21 protein-coding genes are annotated in these 21,771 nt (G+C 57.6%); 16 read left to right on the top strand and 5 right to left on the bottom strand.

The genetic code is table 11. The features are described 5' to 3' along the window. The first annotated feature begins 26 nt into the window (after nucleotides 1–26). A complete protein-coding gene (locus ACIQ20_RS02295) occupies nucleotides 27–680 on the top strand; it encodes a redoxin family protein (protein WP_395777026.1) in 654 nt (217 codons plus the stop codon). Here ACIQ20_RS02295 and prfA read toward each other — a convergent pair. Both prfA and rpmB read right to left on the bottom strand, forming a co-directional pair. Next, on the bottom strand, nucleotides 677–1,750 hold the full coding sequence (prfA, locus tag ACIQ20_RS02290; RefSeq protein WP_395777025.1) for a peptide chain release factor 1: 1,074 nt from the start codon (nucleotides 1,748–1,750) through the stop codon (nucleotides 677–679). The genes ACIQ20_RS02295 and prfA overlap by 4 nt on opposite strands. 174 nt (nucleotides 1,751–1,924) lie before the next feature. Then, complete coding sequence (rpmB, locus tag ACIQ20_RS02285) at nucleotides 1,925–2,221, bottom strand: 50S ribosomal protein L28 (RefSeq protein ID WP_290807580.1); 297 nt, start codon at nucleotides 2,219–2,221, stop codon at nucleotides 1,925–1,927. A gap of 385 nt (nucleotides 2,222–2,606) precedes the next feature. Between rpmB and ACIQ20_RS02280 the strand changes: the two genes are divergently transcribed. The 12 genes from ACIQ20_RS02280 to ACIQ20_RS02225 all read left to right on the top strand — a co-directional run bounded on the left by ACIQ20_RS02280 (nucleotide 2,607) and on the right by ACIQ20_RS02225 (nucleotide 15,299). Then, nucleotides 2,607–3,299 (top strand): MotA/TolQ/ExbB proton channel family protein, encoded by a 693-nt coding sequence (locus ACIQ20_RS02280; RefSeq protein ID WP_395777024.1) that lies wholly within the window; start codon nucleotides 2,607–2,609, stop codon nucleotides 3,297–3,299. 1 nt (nucleotide 3,300) lies between these two features. Beyond that, a complete protein-coding gene (locus ACIQ20_RS02275; RefSeq protein WP_395777022.1) occupies nucleotides 3,301–3,741 on the top strand; it encodes an ExbD/TolR family protein in 441 nt (146 codons plus the stop codon). Between the two features lie 16 nt (nucleotides 3,742–3,757). Continuing rightward, on the top strand, nucleotides 3,758–4,708 hold the full coding sequence (locus ACIQ20_RS02270) for a TonB C-terminal domain-containing protein (protein WP_395777020.1): 951 nt from the start codon (nucleotides 3,758–3,760) through the stop codon (nucleotides 4,706–4,708). Between the two features lie 75 nt (nucleotides 4,709–4,783). Further along, a complete protein-coding gene (tolB, locus tag ACIQ20_RS02265; RefSeq protein WP_395777018.1) occupies nucleotides 4,784–6,106 on the top strand; it encodes a Tol-Pal system beta propeller repeat protein TolB in 1,323 nt (440 codons plus the stop codon). A 63-nt stretch (nucleotides 6,107–6,169) separates the two neighbouring features. After that, complete coding sequence (locus tag ACIQ20_RS02260; RefSeq protein WP_395777016.1) at nucleotides 6,170–6,811, top strand: OmpA family protein; 642 nt, start codon at nucleotides 6,170–6,172, stop codon at nucleotides 6,809–6,811. Between the two features lie 2 nt (nucleotides 6,812–6,813). After that, a complete protein-coding gene (locus tag ACIQ20_RS02255) occupies nucleotides 6,814–7,716 on the top strand; it encodes a tol-pal system YbgF family protein (protein WP_395777014.1) in 903 nt (300 codons plus the stop codon). Beyond that, nucleotides 7,701–8,840: a tRNA lysidine(34) synthetase TilS gene (gene tilS / locus ACIQ20_RS02250; protein ID WP_395777012.1), complete on the top strand. Its 1,140-nt coding sequence runs from the start codon at nucleotides 7,701–7,703 to the stop codon at nucleotides 8,838–8,840. Before ACIQ20_RS02255 ends, tilS begins: the two co-directional genes overlap by 16 nt. A 133-nt stretch (nucleotides 8,841–8,973) precedes the next feature. Continuing rightward, a complete protein-coding gene (gene ftsH, locus ACIQ20_RS02245) occupies nucleotides 8,974–10,893 on the top strand; it encodes an ATP-dependent zinc metalloprotease FtsH (protein WP_395777010.1) in 1,920 nt (639 codons plus the stop codon). 75 nt (nucleotides 10,894–10,968) lie between these two features. Then, nucleotides 10,969–11,262 (top strand): 4a-hydroxytetrahydrobiopterin dehydratase, encoded by a 294-nt coding sequence (locus ACIQ20_RS02240; protein ID WP_395777007.1) that lies wholly within the window; start codon nucleotides 10,969–10,971, stop codon nucleotides 11,260–11,262. A gap of 126 nt (nucleotides 11,263–11,388) precedes the next feature. Continuing rightward, nucleotides 11,389–13,830, top strand: a complete 2,442-nt coding sequence (locus ACIQ20_RS02235) for a DNA translocase FtsK 4TM domain-containing protein (RefSeq protein ID WP_395777005.1) — start codon at nucleotides 11,389–11,391, stop codon at nucleotides 13,828–13,830. 32 nt (nucleotides 13,831–13,862) lie between these two features. Continuing rightward, on the top strand, nucleotides 13,863–14,564 hold the full coding sequence (locus ACIQ20_RS02230; RefSeq protein WP_395777003.1) for a D-Ala-D-Ala carboxypeptidase family metallohydrolase: 702 nt from the start codon (nucleotides 13,863–13,865) through the stop codon (nucleotides 14,562–14,564). A 111-nt stretch (nucleotides 14,565–14,675) separates the two neighbouring features. Beyond that, nucleotides 14,676–15,299, top strand: a complete 624-nt coding sequence (locus ACIQ20_RS02225) for an outer membrane lipoprotein carrier protein LolA (RefSeq protein WP_395777001.1) — start codon at nucleotides 14,676–14,678, stop codon at nucleotides 15,297–15,299. A 250-nt stretch (nucleotides 15,300–15,549) separates the two neighbouring features. Here the strand turns inward: ACIQ20_RS02225 and ACIQ20_RS02220 are convergent, their stop codons facing one another. The 3 genes from ACIQ20_RS02220 to ACIQ20_RS02210 all read right to left on the bottom strand — a co-directional run bounded on the left by ACIQ20_RS02220 (nucleotide 15,550) and on the right by ACIQ20_RS02210 (nucleotide 18,218). Further along, nucleotides 15,550–16,233, bottom strand: a complete 684-nt coding sequence (locus ACIQ20_RS02220; RefSeq protein ID WP_395776999.1) for a hypothetical protein — start codon at nucleotides 16,231–16,233, stop codon at nucleotides 15,550–15,552. Between the two features lie 90 nt (nucleotides 16,234–16,323). Further along, nucleotides 16,324–17,328, bottom strand: coding sequence for a zinc-binding dehydrogenase (locus ACIQ20_RS02215; protein WP_395776997.1), 1,005 nt, complete (start codon nucleotides 17,326–17,328; stop codon nucleotides 16,324–16,326). Next, the gene (locus ACIQ20_RS02210) at nucleotides 17,325–18,218 is read right to left on the bottom strand and encodes a VOC family protein (protein WP_395776995.1); all 894 of its coding nucleotides are present in this window, start codon (nucleotides 18,216–18,218) and stop codon (nucleotides 17,325–17,327) included. Before ACIQ20_RS02210 ends, ACIQ20_RS02215 begins: the two co-directional genes overlap by 4 nt. An 81-nt stretch (nucleotides 18,219–18,299) precedes the next feature. Between ACIQ20_RS02210 and ACIQ20_RS02205 the strand changes: the two genes are divergently transcribed. Genes ACIQ20_RS02205 through ACIQ20_RS02195 form a run of 3 tightly spaced genes read left to right on the top strand, consistent with a single transcriptional unit; the run spans nucleotide 18,300 to nucleotide 21,739 of the window. After that, nucleotides 18,300–18,593: a DUF1330 domain-containing protein gene (locus tag ACIQ20_RS02205; protein ID WP_346382087.1), complete on the top strand. Its 294-nt coding sequence runs from the start codon at nucleotides 18,300–18,302 to the stop codon at nucleotides 18,591–18,593. Next, complete coding sequence (locus ACIQ20_RS02200) at nucleotides 18,593–19,384, top strand: hypothetical protein (protein ID WP_395776992.1); 792 nt, start codon at nucleotides 18,593–18,595, stop codon at nucleotides 19,382–19,384. Before ACIQ20_RS02205 ends, ACIQ20_RS02200 begins: the two co-directional genes overlap by 1 nt. A 36-nt stretch (nucleotides 19,385–19,420) precedes the next feature. Next, nucleotides 19,421–21,739 (top strand): penicillin acylase family protein, encoded by a 2,319-nt coding sequence (locus tag ACIQ20_RS02195; RefSeq protein ID WP_395776990.1) that lies wholly within the window; start codon nucleotides 19,421–19,423, stop codon nucleotides 21,737–21,739. The last annotated feature ends 32 nt before the right edge of the window (nucleotides 21,740–21,771 follow it).

Here is a 21,771-nt window from a genome sequence, read left to right as displayed (position 1 = left end):
GAGAAGTGCCGGTGAGAATTGTTTGGATGACAGCCGCCGTCGCCCTTGCCACCTTCTCGTGGATCGAGACACAGGCGGGTGGCATCTATTCCCCGACCGAGCCGAATTCTCACCCAAAGACCAAGGGTGTCCCCCCCGTCCCGGGTGCCATGGCCCCCAGCATCTCCATGCAAGACACGACTGGGCGCAAGTTTAACCTAAGCGCCTATCGCGGCAAAATTGTCGTGCTTGAATGGACGAATTATGAATGCCCCTATGTCGCACGGCACTATAACAGCGGTTCGATGCAAGCGGTGCAGACATCAGCCCTCAAAGACGGCGTCGTGTGGCTGACGATCTTCTCTTCTGCACCCGGCAAGCAAGGCTATCAGGATAGCCGCGGCGCGGAATATTTCACCGCGGAGAAAGGGTCAAAACCCAACGCCAAAGTGCTGGACCCAACCGGTGTCGTCGGCAAGGCGTTTGGCGCCCGGACCACGCCGCATATGTTTGTGATCGATGAAACGGGCCGCATTGCTTATGCCGGGGCGATAGACGATCAACCCCGCGCCGTCCTGCCCGCTGGGGCTGTCCCCCGAAATTATGTGCGTGAAGCCATCACGGCCGTCAAAAACAAACAAGCCCCAGCCATTCGCGCGACGTCGGCTTATGGCTGCTCAATCAAATACGCAGGCAATTAGTCCTCGGCTTCGGCCAGGCGACGGGCGGTGTCATCGGCGATCAAGGCTTGGATCATCTCATCCAAGCCACTGCCTTCAAGTAATGTATCTAGCTTGTAGAGCGTCAGATTGATCCGATGATCGGTGACGCGGCCTTGCGGGAAGTTATAGGTGCGGATGCGCTCTGACCGATCGCCTGAGCCCACTTGGGATTGGCGGCTGGCTGAACGTTCAGCGGCGAGCGCGGAACGCTGCTGCTCATAGAGGCGGGCTTTAAGCGTGCGCATCGCGATGGCGCGGTTTTGGTGCTGTGACTTTTCCGACGAGGTCACCACAATGCCGCTGGGGATGTGGGTCAAACGGACAGCAGAATCGGTTTTGTTGACGTGCTGACCACCAGCCCCGGATGAGCGATAGGTGTCGATCCTTATATCCTTCTCATGGACTTCAATTTCAACATCCTCGCGCGCAGGCAGCACAGCAACCGTGGCAGCCGAGGTATGAATGCGTCCGCCAGCTTCGGTCGCTGGTACGCGCTGGACGCGGTGCACGCCACTTTCAAACTTCATCCGCCCAAAGGCGCCTTCGCCGGAAACCGAGGCGATGATTTCCTTATAGCCGCCCATTTCACCGTCGGAGATGCTTTCAACTTCAACCCGCCAACCGCGCGTGGCCGCATAGCGCTGATACATGCGGAAAAGATCGCCGGCGAACAGGGCTGCTTCATCGCCACCCGTTCCGGCGCGGACTTCCAAAATCACATCGGCTTCGTCGTCGGCATCCTTGGGCAAAAGGAGGATTTGCAGATCTTGCTCCATTGTCGGAATAGACTCCCGCAGGACTTCAAGCTCAGCTTGCGCCATCTGCGCCATTTCATCGCTGTTGGGCAGATCGAGGATCATTTGCTCCAGCTCAGCACGTTCCGCGCGCGCTTTTTCTAGGGCGCGGATTGCGTCGGCAACCGGGGCTAGGCTGGACCGCTCTTTCGACAGGCGCATGATCTCGCCGCCATCACTGCAAACAGACAGACGGGCATCAATCTCGTCGAAGCGATCGAGAACACGGAAAAGGCGATCTTGGGTCAGGCGCATGAGACCGCGGCGGTTAGCATGACATGGGACGGTCGGTCGAGGGATGGACGCACAAGCGGTACAAGAAGCTTGGTACAGTCCGTTTGGCTTAAACGAAAAACGCGACCCCGAAAGGTCGCGCTTTTGAGCCAGTGCAGCTTGGGCCGTGGGTCACCCACTGCCCATTGCACAAATTTAGGCAGCTGCGGTTTCAGCCAGCTTTGCTTTGATGTCGCGGCGGATCTTGCGCGCACGATCCGACATCTTGGTCTCGTCGATCTTCACAATGAAGCCATCGAGGCCCCCGTTGTGATCGACCGAGCGCAAAGCTGCCATCGTGATGCGCAACTTGAAGGCGCGGCCCAAGGCGTCAGACGCCAAGGTGACGTCTTGCAAGTTTGGCAGATAGCGACGCTTGGTCTTAATGTTGGAGTGGCTGACGATGTGGCCAACCATTGGTCCAGTTCCAGTCAATTCGCAACGGCGCGACATGGCGATTTCTCTCTTGCTAAAGCCTTGTCACCCTCAAATAAGAGTGTTCATCGGCGAATTCGTGAATTCTGCCTCGCCCAGAACCCACTGCCCACACCATCGTGGGCCGGGACAGGATTGGACCAGCCAGAAGAGGGGCGCGGATACGGGTTTGCGAAGATAAAGTCAAGACAAAGGCTGGTTTCAAACTGCCAAACCGGTGTTGAACGTGTCCGCGGTGCCCTCTGGTGCCAGTCAACCGCTTTTTGCGGCTTTCTCATCAGATATTAACTTTATCGCCGCACTGAGGCCGTATTCCTTAACTAGGTGTCGATTCTAACAGTTTCGTTCCTAACTTCTGTTCGCGCGAACAGAGCTGACCATTGAACCCATTAGTGAGGCGTGCATGGACGCGGTAGCAACAGTAACAAGCTTTTCCTTCCTCGATTTGTTCCTCAAAGCCGATTGGATTATCAAGGCGGTGATGATTGGTTTGGCCTTGGCCTCGGTCTGGTCTTGGGCGGTTGCCATCGACAAATGGCTGCAAATTCGCAAGCTGGAAGAAGGCGCACGCATTATTGAAGCCGCTTTGGCTGAGGGGCGCGGCGTGGATGCGATCGAAGAGAGCGCAAAGCCAGGTGACGCCATGGCTCGGGTTGTGGCCATAGGGATGGCCGAAGCCCGCCTCGCCCGTCGAATTCCCAATCAAACCGAGGCCGGTCTTGGCCGGGCGATTGAACGGATGGAGCGCGTGATGCAGGCCGCAACGGCACGGGAAATGGCCCGCGCAGAGCGTGGCCTTGGCGTGCTGGCCACCATTGGCTCGTCTGCCCCGTTCGTCGGCCTGTTTGGAACAGTTTGGGGCATTATGAATGCCTTCCGCGGCATTGCTCAATCGCGGGACACCAATTTAGCTGTCGTTGCGCCTGGTATTGCTGAGGCCTTGTTTGCAACTGCCTTGGGCCTTTTAGCTGCTATCCCAGCCGTGATTTTCTACAATTGGCTGGCCGGTAGCCTAGATCGTTTTGCCACCCGCTTAGACGCTTTGAGCGATGATGTGATCGCGCGGGTCTCCCGTCGCTTGCAGGAACCGACCTAACATGGCGGTCGGGATTGGATCTCGGCGCGGAGCCGGCAAACGCGGTAGACGCAGCCGCCGCTTGATGGGCGAAATCAACGTCACACCCTTTGTTGACGTGATGCTGGTGCTGTTGATCATCTTCATGGTGGCTGCCCCCCTGCTAACCGTGGGTGTGCCGGTTGATCTGCCGAAAACGGAAGCCAAGAGCCTACCGAGCGAGCAGGAGCCGCTGACGGTGACGATCCTGGCCAATGGCCAAGTCTATTTGCAGAATGAAGTCGTGGCCTATGACCAATTGCTACCAAGGCTGACGGCTTTGGCTGGTGAAGGCTATGATCGCAGAATCTTTATTCGCGCAGCGGAAAAAGCCCCGTATGGGATTGTGATGCAAGTCATGGCGCGGGTGAATTCTGCTGGCTATCGCAATCTGGGATTGGTGACCGATACGGTCGAGCAATAGGATAGGCCCCGAGCGCATGCGCGCCAGTGACCCCCACATCGGCAGTCTGAAGTGGCAGGACGCCAGCCCATTCGGGCCGGGCGTGGCTGTTTCGGCCTTTGTGCATGCAGGGATTATCGCCCTGGGCCTTGTCTTGTGGCAGAACCCACCGCCGTTTACGCCGGAAGACGTGATCCCTGTCGCGATAGTCGCCGATACACCCAGCGTGATTGGGCCCGAGACCGAAGCGGAGACGGTGCGGACGGGTGAAGAGACAAGCGAGCTCACAATTGCAGACTCCGCAGTGGCGGATGCAGCGCCCTCCCCCGTGCCAGAGTCATCAGATAGTCCGCCTCCTCCGGCTGCATCGACCCCGCAGCCGGTCCAAAAGGCCCCGCCGCCAAAGCCTGCCCCCACGAGCGTGCAGAAGGCTGCGCCAACGCCCACTGCACCTGCAAAAGCAAGCCCGCAGAAGGCCGCTTTGCCCTCACAAATTGCGCCAAGCCTTCCATCTAAAGCCAACACCAAGTCAAAAGTGCAAGCCAAGCCTGAACCGACTTTCGATTTTGCGGCCGCCAGTGCAGCGGCAAGCGGCGCAAATTCAGGTGGACGGATAGCGCCCAAACTGGCTGCAACCGGTCAGTCCGCCAAGCAAGGTCGGGCAGGTGGTGGAACCCTACTCGCTGGCGATCTGGAATCGGCGCTTCGGGCACAGATATACCAATGTTGGCGGCGACCAGCCGAGAACTCACCACGCCTAATCGTCACGCTTCAAATCGAATTGACGCCAGATGGAAATTTGGCGAAGGTTCCGAAACTAATCCGCCCTTCCAGCGAAGCCGGCGCGGATAACAAGCTTTTGGTGGCGATTGACGCGGCGAGGCGCGCCGTTCAGCAATGCGCACCATTTTCCTTGCCTGCCGATCGCTATACGCAATGGCGCTTAGTGAATTTTGACTTTGACGCGCGAAAGGCTGATCGGCCTTAATCTAAAGCTGCCTGTAACAAAAATTTGTCTTACCTTGCCGCAAAATCTTCATCTTCTAGGGTCAAGAAACCGATAATGACAGCACTCAGCCTCCTACTTCCGGCTCTCTCCCGCGCGCTCCGCCAGTCGCTGCTCGCGCTTTTGATGGCTTTTGCCTGGCTGACGCCAGCGCTGGCGCAATTGAATGTGAGTGTAACGGAGGGGCATCGGCGGCCCATGCCGATTGCGATTGCAGATTTCTCAGGCCCGCATGGGAGTTCTATTGCTGGTGCCGTACGCGATAACCTTGCGCGTTCTGGTCTGTTTCAAGTTCAAAACCCAGACTCCTTCTTACAACGCGATATGGATGTGAACGTCGCGCCCCGCTTTGCCGACTGGCGCATCACGAAAGCCGAGGCCTTGGTTATTGGGCGCGGCGGGGTGGCATCAGGGCGATTGCGGGTCGAGTTTCGCTTGTGGGACGTCTATGGCGAAAGCCAAATGCTAGGCCTTGAGTTCGCAACGACAGACGAGAATTGGCGGCGGATTGCGCACAAGGTTTCCGATGCCATCTACCGACGTTTGACAGGTGAAGTCGGCTATTTCGACAGCCGTGTTGTGTTTGTCGCTGAAAGTGGCGGTCGGACCAATCGGGTCAAGCGGCTTGCCGTGATGGATCAGGATGGGGCCAATCCTAGCTATCTAACCGATGGCACCGAACAGGTTCTCAACCCGCGCTTTAATGCGCAGGGCCAACAAATCGTCTACTCGGCTTTGTCAGACCGGGGTATCAAAATTTGGGTTGTCGATATTGAGAGTGGCCGGAAAGAAGCCGTGGCTATTCCGGGCAATATGGCGTTCGCCCCGCGCTTTACCCCTGATGGCCAATCTATCATTTTCAGCGCGGACCGCGACGGCGATGTGGATGTGTTCATTAAGAGCTTGCGGACTGGCAAATTGAGCCAGCTAACCCGCAATCCAGCTATCGACACCTCACCGGATATGTCGCCAGACGGTAGCCAGATTGTTTTTACCTCAGACAGAGGCGGCAGCACGCAAATATATGGCATGAATGCCGATGGATCGGGTTTGCGTCGCTTAACATTTGGCGAAGGCCGTTATTCTACCGCTGTTTGGTCACCCAAGGGCGACTTAATTGCCTTCACGCGTCAATTGGGTGGGCAATTTCAGATTGGTGTGATGGCAGCGGATGGATCAAACTTGAAAATCCTAGCAGAGGCCTATCTGGTTGAAGGCCCAACTTGGTCACCCAATGGCCGCGTCATTATGTTTCAGCGTGAAGGCGGTCCCGGTCAATCGCCAAGCTTGTGGACAGTCGATGTCTCGGGCACCAATCTTCGCAAGTCCCCTTGGTCCGCCCCGGGTTCAGACCCAGGTTGGTCCGCAACCCTGCCTTAAACGTTTCAACCTTGTCGCGTAAAACTCCACCCCTAGAAACACCCCTTCATTGAGGAGCCTACCATGACATTTACCCAAAGCCACACTCCAGCCTCTGGTTTGAAAGTCCGTTCTCTCGCCCTGATGCTGGTTTCAAGCCTTGCCTTGGTGGCTTGCGCTAGCACCAAGACGGCAACGCCGCCGATTGCCGATACAACTGCACCTGTTGCTGCCGCCAATTCCGAGGCTGCGCCAACAATTGCCCAAGAGGCGCCCACGACCAGCGCACCTGTGGCATCTGCGCCATTGCCAGCCCTTACTGTTAGCGGCAACGAGACCAATGCTGACACTGCCAGAGAACAGGAAAGCCTCTCACCCTATGCCTCTTTGGCCGAAGCAGGTGAGCGTGTTTTCTTCCCAACCGACCGGTTTGACCTGACCGATGAAGCCCGCTCCATTCTGACCCGTCAGGCGGCCTGGATTAAAGCCAATCCCGGTAAGCGCGTTTTGATCGCTGGCAATTGTGATGAGCGCGGGACCCGCGAGTATAACTTGGCCTTGGGTGCACGCCGGGCAAGTGCGGCACGCGATTTCCTGGCAGGACTTGGTGTCGACACCGATCGGATCGAAACCGTCTCCTACGGGAAGGAACGTCCAATCGATGAGCGCCCAAGTGCTGAAGGCTGGGCCGTCAACCGGAACGCGCAAACCATGTTGCTGGACTAATCATGGCTACACCTCAAGTCGCCTCAACGATCTCAAGCCAAATCGGCACCCCAACCAGCAGGGCGGCGAAACGCGCCCTGCGGCTTGGGTCGTTGTTGAGCCTTGTGGCGTTGGGTGCCGGCTTGATGCTGACCGCTGAACCTGCTTGGGCACAAGCGCGCGGCGCAAATCCGCCCGTGACAGCGCCCAAGAAGGGAGGTCCAACCCCGGTTGCGGTACCCCCGATTTCAGCGGAACCCATATCAGCTCGTTTAATCATCCGCCTCGAACAAGTTGAGCGCCAAGCGGCAGAACTGACAGGGCGGATCGAAGTGCTGGAAGCACTGCTGGCCAAACAGCAAGCAAGCCAAGATCGATTGGTGCAAGAGCTGGAAGCGGAGCGCGCCAATCAATCGGCAGTAATCGTCAGCGGCTCGCGCGTCGCGGAGATGACTACCGTGGAAAGCAGCCCCGCGGCTCCGGCAGACGCACAAGCCTTAGTCGGAGATGAAGTCCCCGCCCCTGCCCCGCCAGCCGGGCCAGATACCTTATTCACGGCTGCCCAACTTGCCTTGCAGCGCGGCGACTATCTGACCGCTGAGAGCAATCTCACTAATCTCGTTGCCAATTTTCCAACCGCGCCTGAAGGGATTGAAGGCCGCTGGCTTCTGGGTGAAGCCCGCTTTGTCCAATCAGCTTGGGGCCCTGCCGCTGAGGCTTATTTGAGCTATTTGGATGCGGCTCCGCAAGGAAGGCGTGCGTCGGAATCCTTGGTGCGCTTAGCTGGGGCCTTTGGTCAGTTGGGCAATGCAAAGATGCGATGCTCAGCGCTCGTTGAATTTAAACGTCGCACCCCCAACCCAGATCCGACGTTAAAGGCACGGGCAGACGCCGAAGTGGCGCGGTCGCCATGCCCGACCACCTAGTGGCCAATGGTGCGGAACATCCCGCGCCCGGCCCAATTGATCAGGCCCTGCCTCAATTCTTTGCAAAGCTTGACCAATGGCAAAAAGAGTTTGGCTCGCCCATGCTGATCGGCCTGTCTGGTGGTGGTGACAGTATGGCCTTGTGCCGGATGGCAAGCCATTGGGCGAAGGTTACTGGTGCGACGCTCCACGCGGCTTCGATTGATCACGGACTGCGCCCAAATTCGGCTGCCGATTCTGCCCAAGCCATTGCTTGGGCACGAGCGCTTGGCCTTTCAGGAGAGGTCGTTCGGCTGGATGAGCGGCCCGCGCACGGTGGGCTGCAGGCTTGGGCCAGACAAGCGCGCTATCAGGCATTAGCGTCTGTCTCCCGACGCTTGGGGGCCAAACTGATTCTCGTTGGCCACACCTGGGACGATCAGGTTGAGACGGTTTGCTGGCGCTTGGCGCGGCAGTCGGGCTTGGACGGTTTAGCCGGCATGGCAGAAGTGGCGATCAATCCATTTGCCCAGCTTGAGGCCCCAAATCTGCTGGGACGCCCCCTTTTGGGGCTAAAGCGAGCTGATTTGCGCGCATGGCTGATGGGAGAAGGTCAAGAATGGCTCGAGGATGAAAGCAATCAAAATCTAGATTTCGCCCGCATTCGGACGCGTAAGCTGGTGCAGGACATGGCCGCGCAAAAGGTAGACCTAGAACGCATTGTCCGTCTCGCGGCCATTGCTGATGCGCTGAGATCGGCCCAAGAACGAGCCACCCTGGACCTATTGAAGCGGTGTAGCCTGACCCCGGTCGAAGCAGGCTGGCAGCTAAAAGCAACCGCGTTTAGGGAAGCAGAACCGGTCCTAATTGAGCGGGCCCTCGGCTGGTTAATCTATAGCCTCACCCAGGCCGACCGCCCGCCAGAGGCCGAAAAATTAGGCCGTCTGCTTGAAGGTGTGCTAGCATTTCCGTCCCAGCGCAGAACCCTTGGAGGGGTGTCTATCGCGCCAAAGCACGACGAACTTTTGTTTTCACTTGCCCCGATTCGACGCGGACAAGTGGCCGTCGGAAGCCGGAGGCCACAGAACCAATACGCACGACTTTTCGGCATTTCACGTCAACCACACGAATTTGTAACCCAGTAAAATCGAATTCGAGCAGAAGATGGGCTTACATGATTGGATTGAACGACTATGTTAGTCTAACCCGCCTCAAAACAATGCGGCAGGGTGGATAATCACTTCTCATCAAGGGTCGTGATTTCAGAAAGAGATAATGATGAAGCTGCGCGATCTTGCAATCTGGGGATTTTTGGCTTTGGCACTGGTGACAGTGTTCACCTTAATGAACCGTCCTTCCCCATCGGCCTCGATGACAACGATGCCTTATTCGACCCTGTTGACCGAAGTGGATAATGGGCGCGTGAAGGAAGTCACCATCATTGGGCCCCAAGCACGTGGCCGCCTGCAAGATGACAAATCCTTTGTCGCCGTGGTCCCCACGCCTGCGACTGACCTTTTGGCGCGCTTGGAAAAAGCCAATGCCGAGATTCGCATTGAAGAGGTGCCGCGGGCCAATTTTTTGACCGCACTGATCGCAAACTTATTGCCTTTGCTGATCATGGTCGGCCTATGGTTCTTCTTGATGCGCCAGATGTCTGGCGGTGGCGGTAAAGGCGGCGCGATGGGCTTTGGCAAGTCCAAGGCAAAATTGCTGACCGAAAACAAGAACAAAGTGACCTTCGAAGACGTAGCTGGCATTGATGAAGCACGCGAAGAATTGCAAGAAGTCGTTGACTTCTTGAAGGACCCTTCGAAGTTCCAGCGCTTGGGCGGAAAGATCCCCAAAGGCGCGCTGTTGGTTGGCCCGCCAGGTACTGGTAAGACCCTAACTGCGCGTGCGGTTGCTGGCGAAGCCAATGTCCCCTTCTTCACGATTTCCGGCTCGGACTTTGTTGAAATGTTCGTCGGCGTCGGCGCGAGCCGGGTACGCGACATGTTTGAGCAAGCCAAGAAGAATGCGCCATGCATCATCTTCATCGACGAAATCGATGCCGTTGGCCGTCACCGTGGTGCCGGTCTCGGCGGCGGTAATGATGAGCGTGAGCAAACCTTGAACCAGCTTTTGGTCGAGATGGATGGTTTTGAAGCCAATGAAGGCATCATTATCATCGCCGCGACCAACCGCCCAGACGTATTGGACCCTGCCTTGCTGCGTCCCGGCCGTTTTGACCGTCAGGTCACGGTTGGTCTGCCTGATATCTCGGGCCGCGAGAAGGTGCTGAAAGTTCATATGCGCAACGTGCCTTTGTCGTCAGACGTCGACGCAAAGACCATTGCCCGTGGCTGCCCTGGCTTCTCGGGTGCTGACTTGATGAACCTCGTCAATGAAGCTGCCCTGTTGGCTGCCCGTCGTGGCCGCCGTCTGGTCACCATGCAAGAGTTCGAAGACGCCAAGGACAAAATCCTGATGGGCGTTGAGCGCAAGACCATGGCGATGACGATCGAAGAAAAGAGCCTGACCGCCTATCATGAAGGTGGCCATGCCTTGGTAGCTTTGACCGTTCCCCACACCGACCCCGTCCACAAAGCCACCATCATTCCACGTGGCCGCGCTTTGGGCATGGTGATGCAATTGCCAGAGCGGGACAAATTGTCCTTTAGCTATCGCCAAATGATGAGCCGCTTGGCCGTCATGATGGGTGGTCGCGTCGCCGAGGAATTGATCTTCGGCAAGGATGCCATCACTTCTGGTGCCTCGTCCGATATCGAACAGGCAACCCGCTTGGCCCGTGCCATGGTGACCCGTTGGGGCTTCTCTGACGAATTGGGTACGGTTGCTTACGGGGAAAACCAAGAAGAAGTGTTCTTGGGCCACTCCGTTTCGCGCACTCAGAATGTGTCGGAAGCCACCGCGCAAACCATCGACAAAGAGGTACGTCGCCTCGTCGAGTGGGGTAATGCGGAAGCGACCCGTATCTTGACCGAGCGTCGGGCTGATTTGGAAGTCTTGGCGCAAGGCTTGTTGGAATATGAAACCCTGTCGGGTGAGGAAATCAAAACTTTGCTCGAAGGCGGCTCCATCAAGCGCGATGACGCCGTAACGCGGCCACCGGCGGGACCTTCCTCTGCCTTGCCAACCATCGGCAAGAAGAGCGGGGGGACAACCTCCACAGGTCCGGAACCTTCTCCGGCTTGACCTCAACAAGTCCCAACCCCTCCCAGATTTGGGAGGGGTTTTTTGTGAGATGACATTCCCGATTGCGAGAAGAATATGGCACGCGACCTGATCAAAATGACCCCACAAGACGCCATTTCGGGCCTAGCTGGCTGGCAGGAAGTTGCCGGGCGCGCAGCCATTGAAAAGACCTTCAACTTTGCCGACTTCAAGCAGGCTTTTGGCTGGATGACACGCGTGGCCTTGAAGGCAGAGCAGATGGACCATCACCCTGAGTGGTTCAACGTTTATGCCAAAGTCCACGTCCTTCTGGCCACCCATGATGCCGATGGTGTGACGAATTTGGATGTTGAATTGGCCAGCTTTATGGACGCCTGTGCGGCAAACTGAGATTCACGACCTCTAATTTCAGAAAAAAAGAGTTAATTTAACTCGGTGATAACCACGCAAACCCTTTGTATTCCTCAGGACATTGGGCCCCTGCGGCCCTTAGCTATTGGCTTATGGGATTGTGACATGGGTGCGCGCACACGGTCAAAACAAGATACATTGCATTGGCGCCAGCGCGTGACGCGTGACGGGCTTTTAGGTGCAGGCATCCTTGGCGGCACTGTCATGAGCCTCGCGACCATGACTTTCAACGCACAAGACCCCAGCTGGAATGTATCTGGCAGCGACAAAACTTCAAATTGGCTGGGTGAGCCGGGCGCCACTTTGGCTGACTTCATGTTGCAAATGCTCGGCATCGCAATCATTCCGGCACTTCTAGCCCTCATCTCCTTTTGTTTCCTCGCGTTAATCCGCGGCCCCGGTGGTGTGCCGCGCTTGCGCTTGCGCGCTTGGCTGGCAGTACTGGGTGTTGTGATGTTTGCAGCCGCCGTATCTGGCCTACCCCATGCACCATCTTGGCCGATGCGGACCGGGCTAGGTGGTCTGATTGGCGACAGCATCCTACACATCTTCGCCATGCCCTTTTCTGGGGCGCAAAGTGGTGAGGGCTTTGGTGCTGTCATCGCTTTTGCCATTGCCATTGCTTGCGGCAGTGTCGCGATGCAGCTTAAGCGGACCGACCTTGACGCCGCCATTGATGCGGCCAGCTATGGCTGGGCCAGCTTGCGGGTAGCGGCGGATGGCTTGATGGAGCGCTTTGGTGGAGCCAAGGCCCCAACACGCAAATCAGCCACCGCTACACGAAGAAAGGCTGAGCGCCCCGTCGCCACCCGTGAGATTGACCCCCATGATGTAGCCTCGATTGCTGCCCGCTTTGCCCCAACGGACGCAAAAGCGGGTGTAGCGCGCGATTTCTGGCGCGAGCCTGAAGTCCATACCACGACTTATGAAGCGCCCGGTTATCCCGCTGGCGATATCCCCATCGAACGGCCAAAAAGCCCGAGACAATCAGAGCGCGCCGGTCGTGAGGCCCAAGGCGTCCTGCCGATGTATCCTGCAGGCGCAGACTTTGAATTGCCGCGTCTTGACCTCTTGGCTAAGCCAAAGCCACGGGTTGCCCATCATGATGAGGCAGGTCTGAAACAAAATGCCCGCCTGTTGATGACCGTGTTGAGCGACTTTGGCGTCAAGGGGGAGATCCTCAATGTACGCCCCGGCCCTGTCGTAACCCTGTATGAGCTAGAGCCCGCAGCAGGCGTAAAGTCGGCGCGCGTGATCGGTCTGGCTGATGATGTGGCCCGCTCTATGTCGGTACAAGCTTGCCGCATCGCAGTTGTGCCTGGCCGCAACGCCATCGGCATCGAATTGCCAAATGCGCGGCGTGAAACAGTCTATTTGCGCGACCTTTTGTCCACCAATGATTATGAGAGCGGTCGCCAAGAATTGCCGCTCGCGCTGGGTGAAACCATTGGCGGCGAGCCATCTGTTGCCGATCTTGCGCGTATGCCCCACTTGCTGATCGCTGGGACCACCGGCTCGGGTAAGTCGGTTGGCATCAATGCGATGATCCTGTCGCTCCTTTATAAGATGACGCCGCAGCAGTGCCGCTTCATCATGATCGACCCAAAAATGCTGGAATTGTCCGTCTATGACGGCATTCCCCATCTGCTCGCCCCGGTCGTGACCGACCCGAAGAAGGCCGTGGCCGCGCTGAAATGGGCCGTGCGCGAGATGGAAGACCGCTACCGGAAAATGTCCAAGATCGGCGTGCGCAATATTGGCGGCTACAACCAGCGCGCAGCGGAAGCCCAAGCCAAAGACGAGACCTTCTCGCGCACCATGCAGACGGGCTGGGACCGCGAGACCGGCAAGCCCATCTATGAAACCGAGACCTTTGAGCTCGACCACATGCCCTATATCGTCGTGGTGATCGACGAAATGGCCGATCTGATGCTGGTGGCCGGCAAGGATATTGAAGGGGCTGTGCAGCGCTTGGCGCAAATGGCGCGGGCAGCAGGCATTCATTTGATCATGGCGACGCAACGTCCCTCCGTGGATGTCATCACCGGCACGATCAAAGCCAACTTCCCAACCCGCATCTCTTATTCAGTCACCTCCAAGATCGACAGCCGCACCATTCTTGGTGAGCAAGGCGCCGAGCAGCTCTTGGGCCAAGGCGACCTTCTGTACATGGCGCAAGGCGGAAAAATGCGCCGCCTGCATGGGCCTTTTGTCGCCGACAAGGAAGTGGAAGAGATTGTCGCGAGCCTGAAGGCGCAAGGTGCGCCGGAATATTTCGACGAGATCACTGCTGACGCCGACGAAGACAATCCTTACGCCGATGGGGCCGATTTGGATGGCATGGCAGGCTCTGGCAATGATTTGTTTGACCGCGCCGTCGCCATCGTTGCGCGGGACCGCAAAGCCTCGACGTCTTATCTCCAGCGCCGCCTCTCCTTGGGCTATAATCGCGCCGCCAGCTTGATTGAGCGGATGGAACAAGAAGGCATGATCAGCCCACCGAACCATGCCGGCAAGCGCGAGATCCTATTGCCGGATCACGGGTGAGGTAGGCGGCATAGGACCGGTAGGGCCTTGCGATGGGACAGCGATCGCTCCTGATGGTCGTAATCTTGGGCATGGGGCTCGCCACTTATGCACCCAAACCACTGCCTGTGACCAAAAGGGCAGTGCCGAACATTGAGACCGGCGGTAGTGCGGCTCAACCGGCAATCTTCCGCTATTGGTTGACCCGCGAGGCAGGTCGTTCGGCGAAGTTTGACGAATTCCAGCGCTTTCTTACACGTGAGAATGTCGATGGTATTCTCCCAACTTGGTCGCTCCTATGGGTTGATCGCAACTTTGCTGGGCGAAAATGCCCAAGCGAGCCGTTCATTCTGCCGCCCGAAAGCCAATGGCCTAAGCTGGTGCCGACGCTCAGAGTGATCAGAGACCAAGTTCAGCCTGCGATTGGGCCGGTTGAAGTCGTGTCTGGCTATCGGACGTCCACATTCAATGCGTGCATGGGTGGCGCGTCTCGTAGTGCCCATTTGCAATTTGGCGCGCTTGACTTGATTCCCGTTACCCCGGCTACTGCCCGTCACGAACCGTACAAAAGTCTTTGCCAGATGTGGCGATCGACCCCTACATCCTTGAGCGTCGGTTTGGGTGCCTACTATGATCCGTCCTATGAAGGGCCTCGGGGCCGACAGCGCTTTCACATCGACACGTTTGGGAAGCGAACCTGGGGCTTTAGCTATGGTGCGAAGACGAGCTTTTGCTTTGATGACAGAAGCCGATAACTGAGACTTCGGTCCCCACAAGGCACATCTATTCAGAAAACTCAGCTTCAAGATGATTTCGCACAAGCCGGTGCCTTCAAATCTCCTTACAAAGCGGTCAAAAGGACTTCCATGAACAGACGCCACCTTCTTCTTGCTGGACTCATTGGCCTGATGCCGAGCCTTGGCCTCGCGCAAGCCTTGTCAGGTGCGCCGCGCACAGCGGCCATCGCCTCGCTGACCCAGTCGATCAATGCCATCACCCGCATTCAAGGGCGGTTCCTGCAAACCAATCCTGATGGCAGCACGGTGGGCGGGCGCTTTTGGTTGCAGCGGCCCGGCAAAGTGCGGTTTGAGTATGATGCGCCCTCGCCGCTTCTCTTGATTTCCGACGGCGCGACGGTCAGCCTGCAGGATAAGCGCTTGCGCACCACTGACCGCTATCCCCTGCGCAAGACGCCTTTGTACTTTTTGCTCAAGGCTAATGTGAGCTTGGAGAAAGACGTGCTGGTGACTGGCGTTGAAAAGCGCGGTGGGATGACCATCATGTCGGTGCGCGACAAAGCCCGTCAGGCCGATGGTGAATTGACCATCATCTATGATGATACCGCCAAACAATTGCGCGAATGGGCCATTGCAGACCGTCAAGGACGTGTAACGCGGGTCCGCTTGGTTGAAGCCGCCACAGGTGCCGCGATCAATCAGAGCCTTTTTGCCACCCCGGGTCCCACCCGCAAATACGACCCCAAGAGCTAGTGCTCGCGAAATTGTGACAATTGCGTCACACGCAACAATTAAATACTTTTAATCTTGCTTTTGTTTTTGGATGTGTCTATATTGCCACTCATGGATGCAGCATATCCGGACTGGCGTCGTCCCCCCGCTTTCAGTCTAGGTGCAGCGTCCGCATCGCCGGATTTCTCCCCGGCGCAGACCCGGCGTGCCCTGCGCTGATCGTCTGAACGCCCGGCCTTCCTGGTCGGGCGTTTGACGTTTCTAGCCAGCGTTAAAACGGCTTTACCGCCCCGAAGAAGGCGGTCGTCGCGATCCCGATCCAATAGCAATAGGCGATCATCCGCCCGCGCCCGATGGAGATTTCCAATTGGGTCTGCGCGGCTTGATTCGGCCCGTCAGCCAGCACGCGGAACAACGTCGTCCATTCCCGCATGATAAAGCGCAGGCCCAAACCAAACACCAGCATCAAGGCATAGGTGAACATCTTGGCGGGGTACCAGTAAGAGCCCGTCTCAATTGCCAGTGGCCCATGGCCCAAGAACGCGAGAATCGCCACCGCGAAAAGGGCAGGTATCAACACAAAGCGGACTTTCTCATCCAGCTTCGTCAAAGCTATGCCCATATCGGTCTCACGCTTGAAAAAGGCAGCCCAGCAGAGTGCCAACCAAGACAGCGACAAGGTCCACATGATCGCCAGACCAATCCCATCCAACAAGGGCGTGAAGCCATAGAGATGGCCCATATGCAGGCCTAAGGGCAGCAGCATGATAATGCCCGTTCGTGCCAGAATATCGATGCGATAAGCGGTCTCCATGTGACGGCGGCGCTCATCCAAGCTGAGGTCGCGATTGGTCACGTGATAGGAGGTTTGGAACACTCCCCACTCGCCGCCGAGCCAATAGACCATGGCCAGAATATGTAGCCAGCGCACGACATCGACTTCATTGATGACCATGATTCTCCCCAGTCTCTCGCCTAAGCCCTCTGTCAGCACATTAAATGATATATCCTTTCGCACAAGCGGCAAAAGAGCGCACCCTCGGCGCTATTCGGCGGAGACGCTAACAACGGCCTTGCCAATGTTCTGGCCCTGCATCAGGCGCTCAAACAAGGCAGGAGCGGCTTCTAGTCCGGTTACGCGGTCTTCCTTGAAAACCAATGTGCCAGCCCCCATCCAAGCGCTGGCCTCTTTCACAAAGGCGTCCCAGAAGGGATAGAAATCATAGACGACAAGACCCATCACTTGCGCGCGCTTGCCGACAATCAGCCCCGCATTGAGTCCGGGAGGTGGTTGATCGGCGTGATATTGATCGACCAATCCACACAAGACCATGCGCCCGTAAAGCGCCAACCGCATCAGCGCTTTAGACGCCATCTCGGTGGAGACATTTTCGAAATAAACGGTCGGTGGCTCCGGCAAGGCCTCTGTCAGGGCCTGCTCCCAGCCATCCTGCTTGTAATCAACACAAGCGTCGAAGCCATAGGTTCCGGTCACGAGCGCGCATTTTTGAGGCCCACCCGCGATACCCACTACCCGCCTCGCACCTTGGATGCGGGCGATCTGGCCAACAGTGCCGCCTACGGGGCCTGCAGCCGCGTCGACCAGCACCACATCGCCCGGGCCGACCTTAGCCAAGCGCGTCATGCCCGCCCAAGCGGTCAAACCCGGCATACCCAGCACACCCGCATGGGCGGCTAAAGGCGCGACTTTTGGATTGAGCAGTCGGAAGGTCCCCGGCCCTAAGTCCGCCAGCTCCCGCCAGCCGACCTCCATGGAATGCACCCAATCCCCCGCTTTGACCCCGGCCGCCTTGCTTTCTAGCACTTGGCAGACTGCAGCGCCGGGGATCGCATCGACGCCGGGCAAGGGTGCTGGCTCCCCCATATGTTTGCCGCGCAGGCGCGAGCCGACATAAGGATCAAGCGAGAGATGCACCACACGCACCAAAACCCCACCATCAGGACATGACGGGGTGTCCGCCTCAACCAAGGCAAAATCATCGGCGCAGGGTCGGGCGGTGAGGCCATGCTTCAGGACGATTTGCTTCATAGCTCGACCAGCTCAAACAAAATGCCGTCGGGGCCGCGCATCGTGGCCGCCCGCTTGCCCTGATAAATCTCGCCTTGATGGACAGTCGGCGGCGTAATCAGCCATTTGGCATGCTCTCGCACCCGCTCACGGAAGTCGGGCAGCACAATGGTGGAGAGGCTAACCCCCTGTGGCAACCGGCCCTTCCAGCCGGGGCGAGGCCCGGCGGCAGACGGTAATTGATCGAACTCAAAGAAGACATCGCGGTCATGGGTCAGCGTCGCGATGGTGAACTTCTGTTCAAACGGCACCCCAAAGGCATTGGCCAACATGGTATAGACAATGTCCATATCCCGCCCAAAGCTGAGGCCCAATACGTTCTGGCACCAGGTGAGCGCGCCTGTCAGGTCTGAAACGGCACAAACATGGATGAACTGGCGGTCAATCAGGCTGGTCGCACGTGGCAGATCATACATGGGCAGATCGTCACGGATCTGGGTCAGATAGACGATCTCATCATCAGGGCCCTGAACCTGCATGGGGAAGATAGCAGGCATGCCGTCTAATTCGCGCGGCGGTCCGATAATCTTAAACGGGCTTTGCAGCATCCGTTCATTCACTTTCAAAACGTTATCGACGCAGATTTCAATGGCGGCCCAGCCATAGGTTTTCAGCGCCTCGTAATCTGGATGCGGCTCATCCTGGACCAGCCGCAGATAGATATCAGCCCCGCTCTCAGGCTGCATCACGACATAGGGCAAGCCAGCGCTGTTGGGAGCCCCCCAAGAGCAGGCAAGGTCGCGCGCCAAAACGCCGCTTTCCACCGTGCGATAAAACAGCCAATCGCGGTACATAGCCTCTGACCGCTTGAGATCACGAACGTTCAATGTCGCGGCGCGCAAAAGTTTCACTTGCTTCCTCCCTATAAAGCAATGGATATATCTTTTGCGGAAATTATGGAAGCAAGCAAACCAAGAGTCGAGGACGGACCTATGCCAGCTTATATGATCGTCACGGTGCGGGTTCATGATCGCGAGCAGTTTCTGGAAGTTTACGGCAAGCCGACGGCGGCTTTGATAGCGCGCTTTGGCGGCAAATATATTGTGCGCGGGCCGGGTTGCGAGAGCTTTGAAGGCCCGCGCGCTAACGGCCTTGCGGCTGTGGTCTCTGAATGGCCAAACAAAGCAGCGATTGAGGCGTTCTGGAATAGTCCCGAGTATCAGCCCCTAAAAGCAGCGCGCCAAGCGATCTCCGAAGCTGACGTTCAAGTCGTGGAAATCGCCTGATGCGTGCGCTCTTTTCCTTCGTCTTGGCGCTCGTCTTGGCAGGATCGGCTTGGGCCAGGAATTTGCCACCGCCCGGGCCGGATCAGCCCTTGGCCGCTGCGCGGATGGAAAATCCGACCTTAAGTGCACGTACCATCGTCGAACGCGCGACGGCTCATGCTGGCGGGGAAAGTTGGCGACGCCCTGCGACCTTGTATCTGGAAGGCTACGCTACCTTTTACGCCCCAGACGGCACGCCTCTGATCAATGAGAGCCACAGGATGTGGCGGGTGTATCCAGAGTTTAAACCCCAAGCCCATAATGCCGATGGCAAAGTGCGCATCGAGAGCCGTCGCGATGGCAAGATCGCGACCTTCTTAGCCTTTGATGGCAGCCGAACCTACGGGCCAGACGGGGTCTTGCCGCCCTCTGCTGCGGATAAGCAATGGGCGGAGAATTTTGGCTTTGGCGTCATCCGTTTTGCGCTGGACCAAGGCTTTAGCTTAGCCCGCCAGCCCGATGATCTGGTCGATGGCCAACCGGTTTACCGGATCGAAGTAACAGACCCCACCGGGGCGAAGACCCTGTTTGGCATATCGCGCGCTGATTATGCGGTTCTTTCGGTTAGCTTTGCCACGCCACGCGGCTGGCATGAGCGCATCTATTCCAACTTCTATCAAAAGCCCGGCCTGTCGTGGGTTCAGCCCGGCCGCATCCGCCTCTATTACAACGGCACCAAACAGAATGAGATCGTCTGGCGCGACTTCAAACTGAATGAGCCGATGCCGGATGGTCTTTTCACCGGACCATGATTAGGCTGCGTGCCTAAGTGGAACGGAGAGTGTGCGATGAAATCTTGGATGATGCGGCCAATCTTGCTGACCTTGTTGTTCGCAGGCCAAGCCCAAGCGCAGACCTTGGCGCCCAGCGTGACGCAAGAATCGCGCAATTTGCCGGGCCTCTCTCAAGCAGGTGAGATCATCATTGATCGCGCCGGCATTCCCCATATTTATGCTGCCACTGCCCGCGATGGGTTTTACCTTCAAGGCTATGCCGTGGCGCGGGATCGGCTGTGGCAGATCGACCTTTGGCGTAAGCGCGGGCTGGGCCGGCTCGCCGCCAGCTTTGGGCCATCCTATGTAACGCAAGATCGCGCAGCGCGTCTCCTGCTTTATCGGGGCGATATGGCAGCTGAATGGAAGGCCTATCCAGCAGATGCCAAGGATTGGACTGAAGGTTTTGTCGCTGGCATCAATGCTTTTATTGAGGAGACCGAGCGCGGCCAACAAAAGCTCCCCCTCGAATTTGTGGCGACCGGTACAAAGCCCGAGCGATGGCAGGCCGATGATGTGGTGCGCATTCGTTCCAATGCGTTGGCCTCGAATCTAACAAGCGAAGTCGCCCGTGCACGCGCGCTCTGTGGCGGCGATGTGAAATTGGAGCCCCTGCGGCGCAGGCTGGAGCCCGCAACACCAGTCACCATCCCCAAAGGCCTAGACCCTTGCAGCATTCCGCAAAACGTCCTTGATACCTTTACACTTGGCACCAGCGACGTAAAGTTTGACGGCAAAGTCTTGGTGATGGCGAGCCGAGACACCGAGAGCCAAGAAGGCTCCAACAATTGGGTGATCGGCCCGGAACGCAGCGCCACCGGTCGGCCAATTCTCGCCAATGACCCCCATCGCGCGCAATCCATCCCTAACCTGCGCTATCTCTCGCACATCGATACGCCCGAGTTAAAACTTGCTGGTGCGGGCGAGCCTGCATTGCCGGGCATCAGCTTTGGCCATAATGGCGAAATCGCTTGGGCTCTGACGATCTTCGCGATTGATCAACAAGATTTGGTCGTCAACGACGCCAAAGTCACACTTAGGGAGGTCCGTGAACCCATTGAGGTCAAAGGCCAAGCGCCCCAAGAAGTGGCGCTAAAGTTCAGCGCGGATGGGCCGATCCTCTATGAAGACCCTGCGACCCAACGCAGTTTCGCCCTTCGCACGACTTGGAGCCAGCCGGGTGGCTCTGCCTATTTCAACGCGGCTTGGGCCTTTCAGGCGCGCACGTGGGACGACTTTCTGGTCGCACGCAATCATTGGGGCGCACCCCCTCTAAATCTGCTCTATGCCGACCGTAAGGGCGACATTGGTTGGGCACCGGGTGGCTTTGTTCCTAAGCGCAATGCAGGCGATGGTCTGCTTCCTGTGCCCGCAGGCGAAACCTATCGCTGGACAGGCCTGCTCGATCCTGCACTCATGCCGATCAAACATAATCCGAAAGAGGGCTGGATCGCGACCGCGAACGAAATGAATGTCCCTGAGGGCTATCCCCATCTCTTGGCTTTAGAATGGGCTGATGCCAGCAGGGCTGCCCGCATTCAAGAAGTAATCCGCGCCAAGCCAAAGTTTGCCATCACCGATGCCATGGCTTTGCAAAATGACGTAACCTCGCCATTTGCGCGCCGAACTGTGGGCATGCTGAAAGACTTCAGAGGCAGAAGCCCGGCTGAAGTCTCGGCCCTTTCGCTTTTAATTGGCTGGGATGGTTATTTGGGCTCAGAATCTGCCAGCGCGGCTTTGTTTGAGATCTGGGCTGGCCGCTATCTGGGCGAGAGCGCGGTGAAGCACTTGGTTCCAGAAGCATCGCGCGCCAATTTTGGCCGACCGCCTGCAACCTCTGTGATCCATGTTCTGGAACAGGGGACTCTGCTTGGCGCAGACCCTGCCAAGGTGCGCAGCGATATACTTTTGGAATCCCTTGGCGCTGCTTGGGCCGAAGCGGAACGACTGATGGGGCCGAACGCACGCCAGTGGCGCTGGGGGACCTTACACATCGCTGAGTTCAAACCTGCCCTGTCCATCCCCGGCCGAGATTCTGAGCGCTACGTGGGTCCCCTTCCCATCGGCGGCGGCAACTCCACGCCTAATGCGACGAGCTGGACTGGTGATTACAAGTTCGCTGCTGGCCCTTCTGTCCGTTTGGTGATGGATGTGGGCGCTTGGGACAATAGCGTCGTGATCAATAATCCCGGCCAATCCGGCGATCCGACCAGCCCCCATTATCGCGACCTGTTCCCGCTCTGGGCCAGCGGCAGCTATGTGCCCTTTGTTTGGACACGCGCCCGGGTCATGCAGGAAGCGGAGCATGTGATTAAGGTGATGCCGGTTAGGTAGGGGGAATTCTATAGACTCCTTTCTCCCAGAAA

Origin of the sequence: Aquidulcibacter sp., from assembly GCF_044346625.1 — a bacterium.
Taxonomy (GTDB): Bacteria; Pseudomonadota; Alphaproteobacteria; order Caulobacterales; family Aquidulcibacteraceae; genus Aquidulcibacter.
This window is presented reverse-complemented; position numbering and strand designations above follow the sequence as displayed.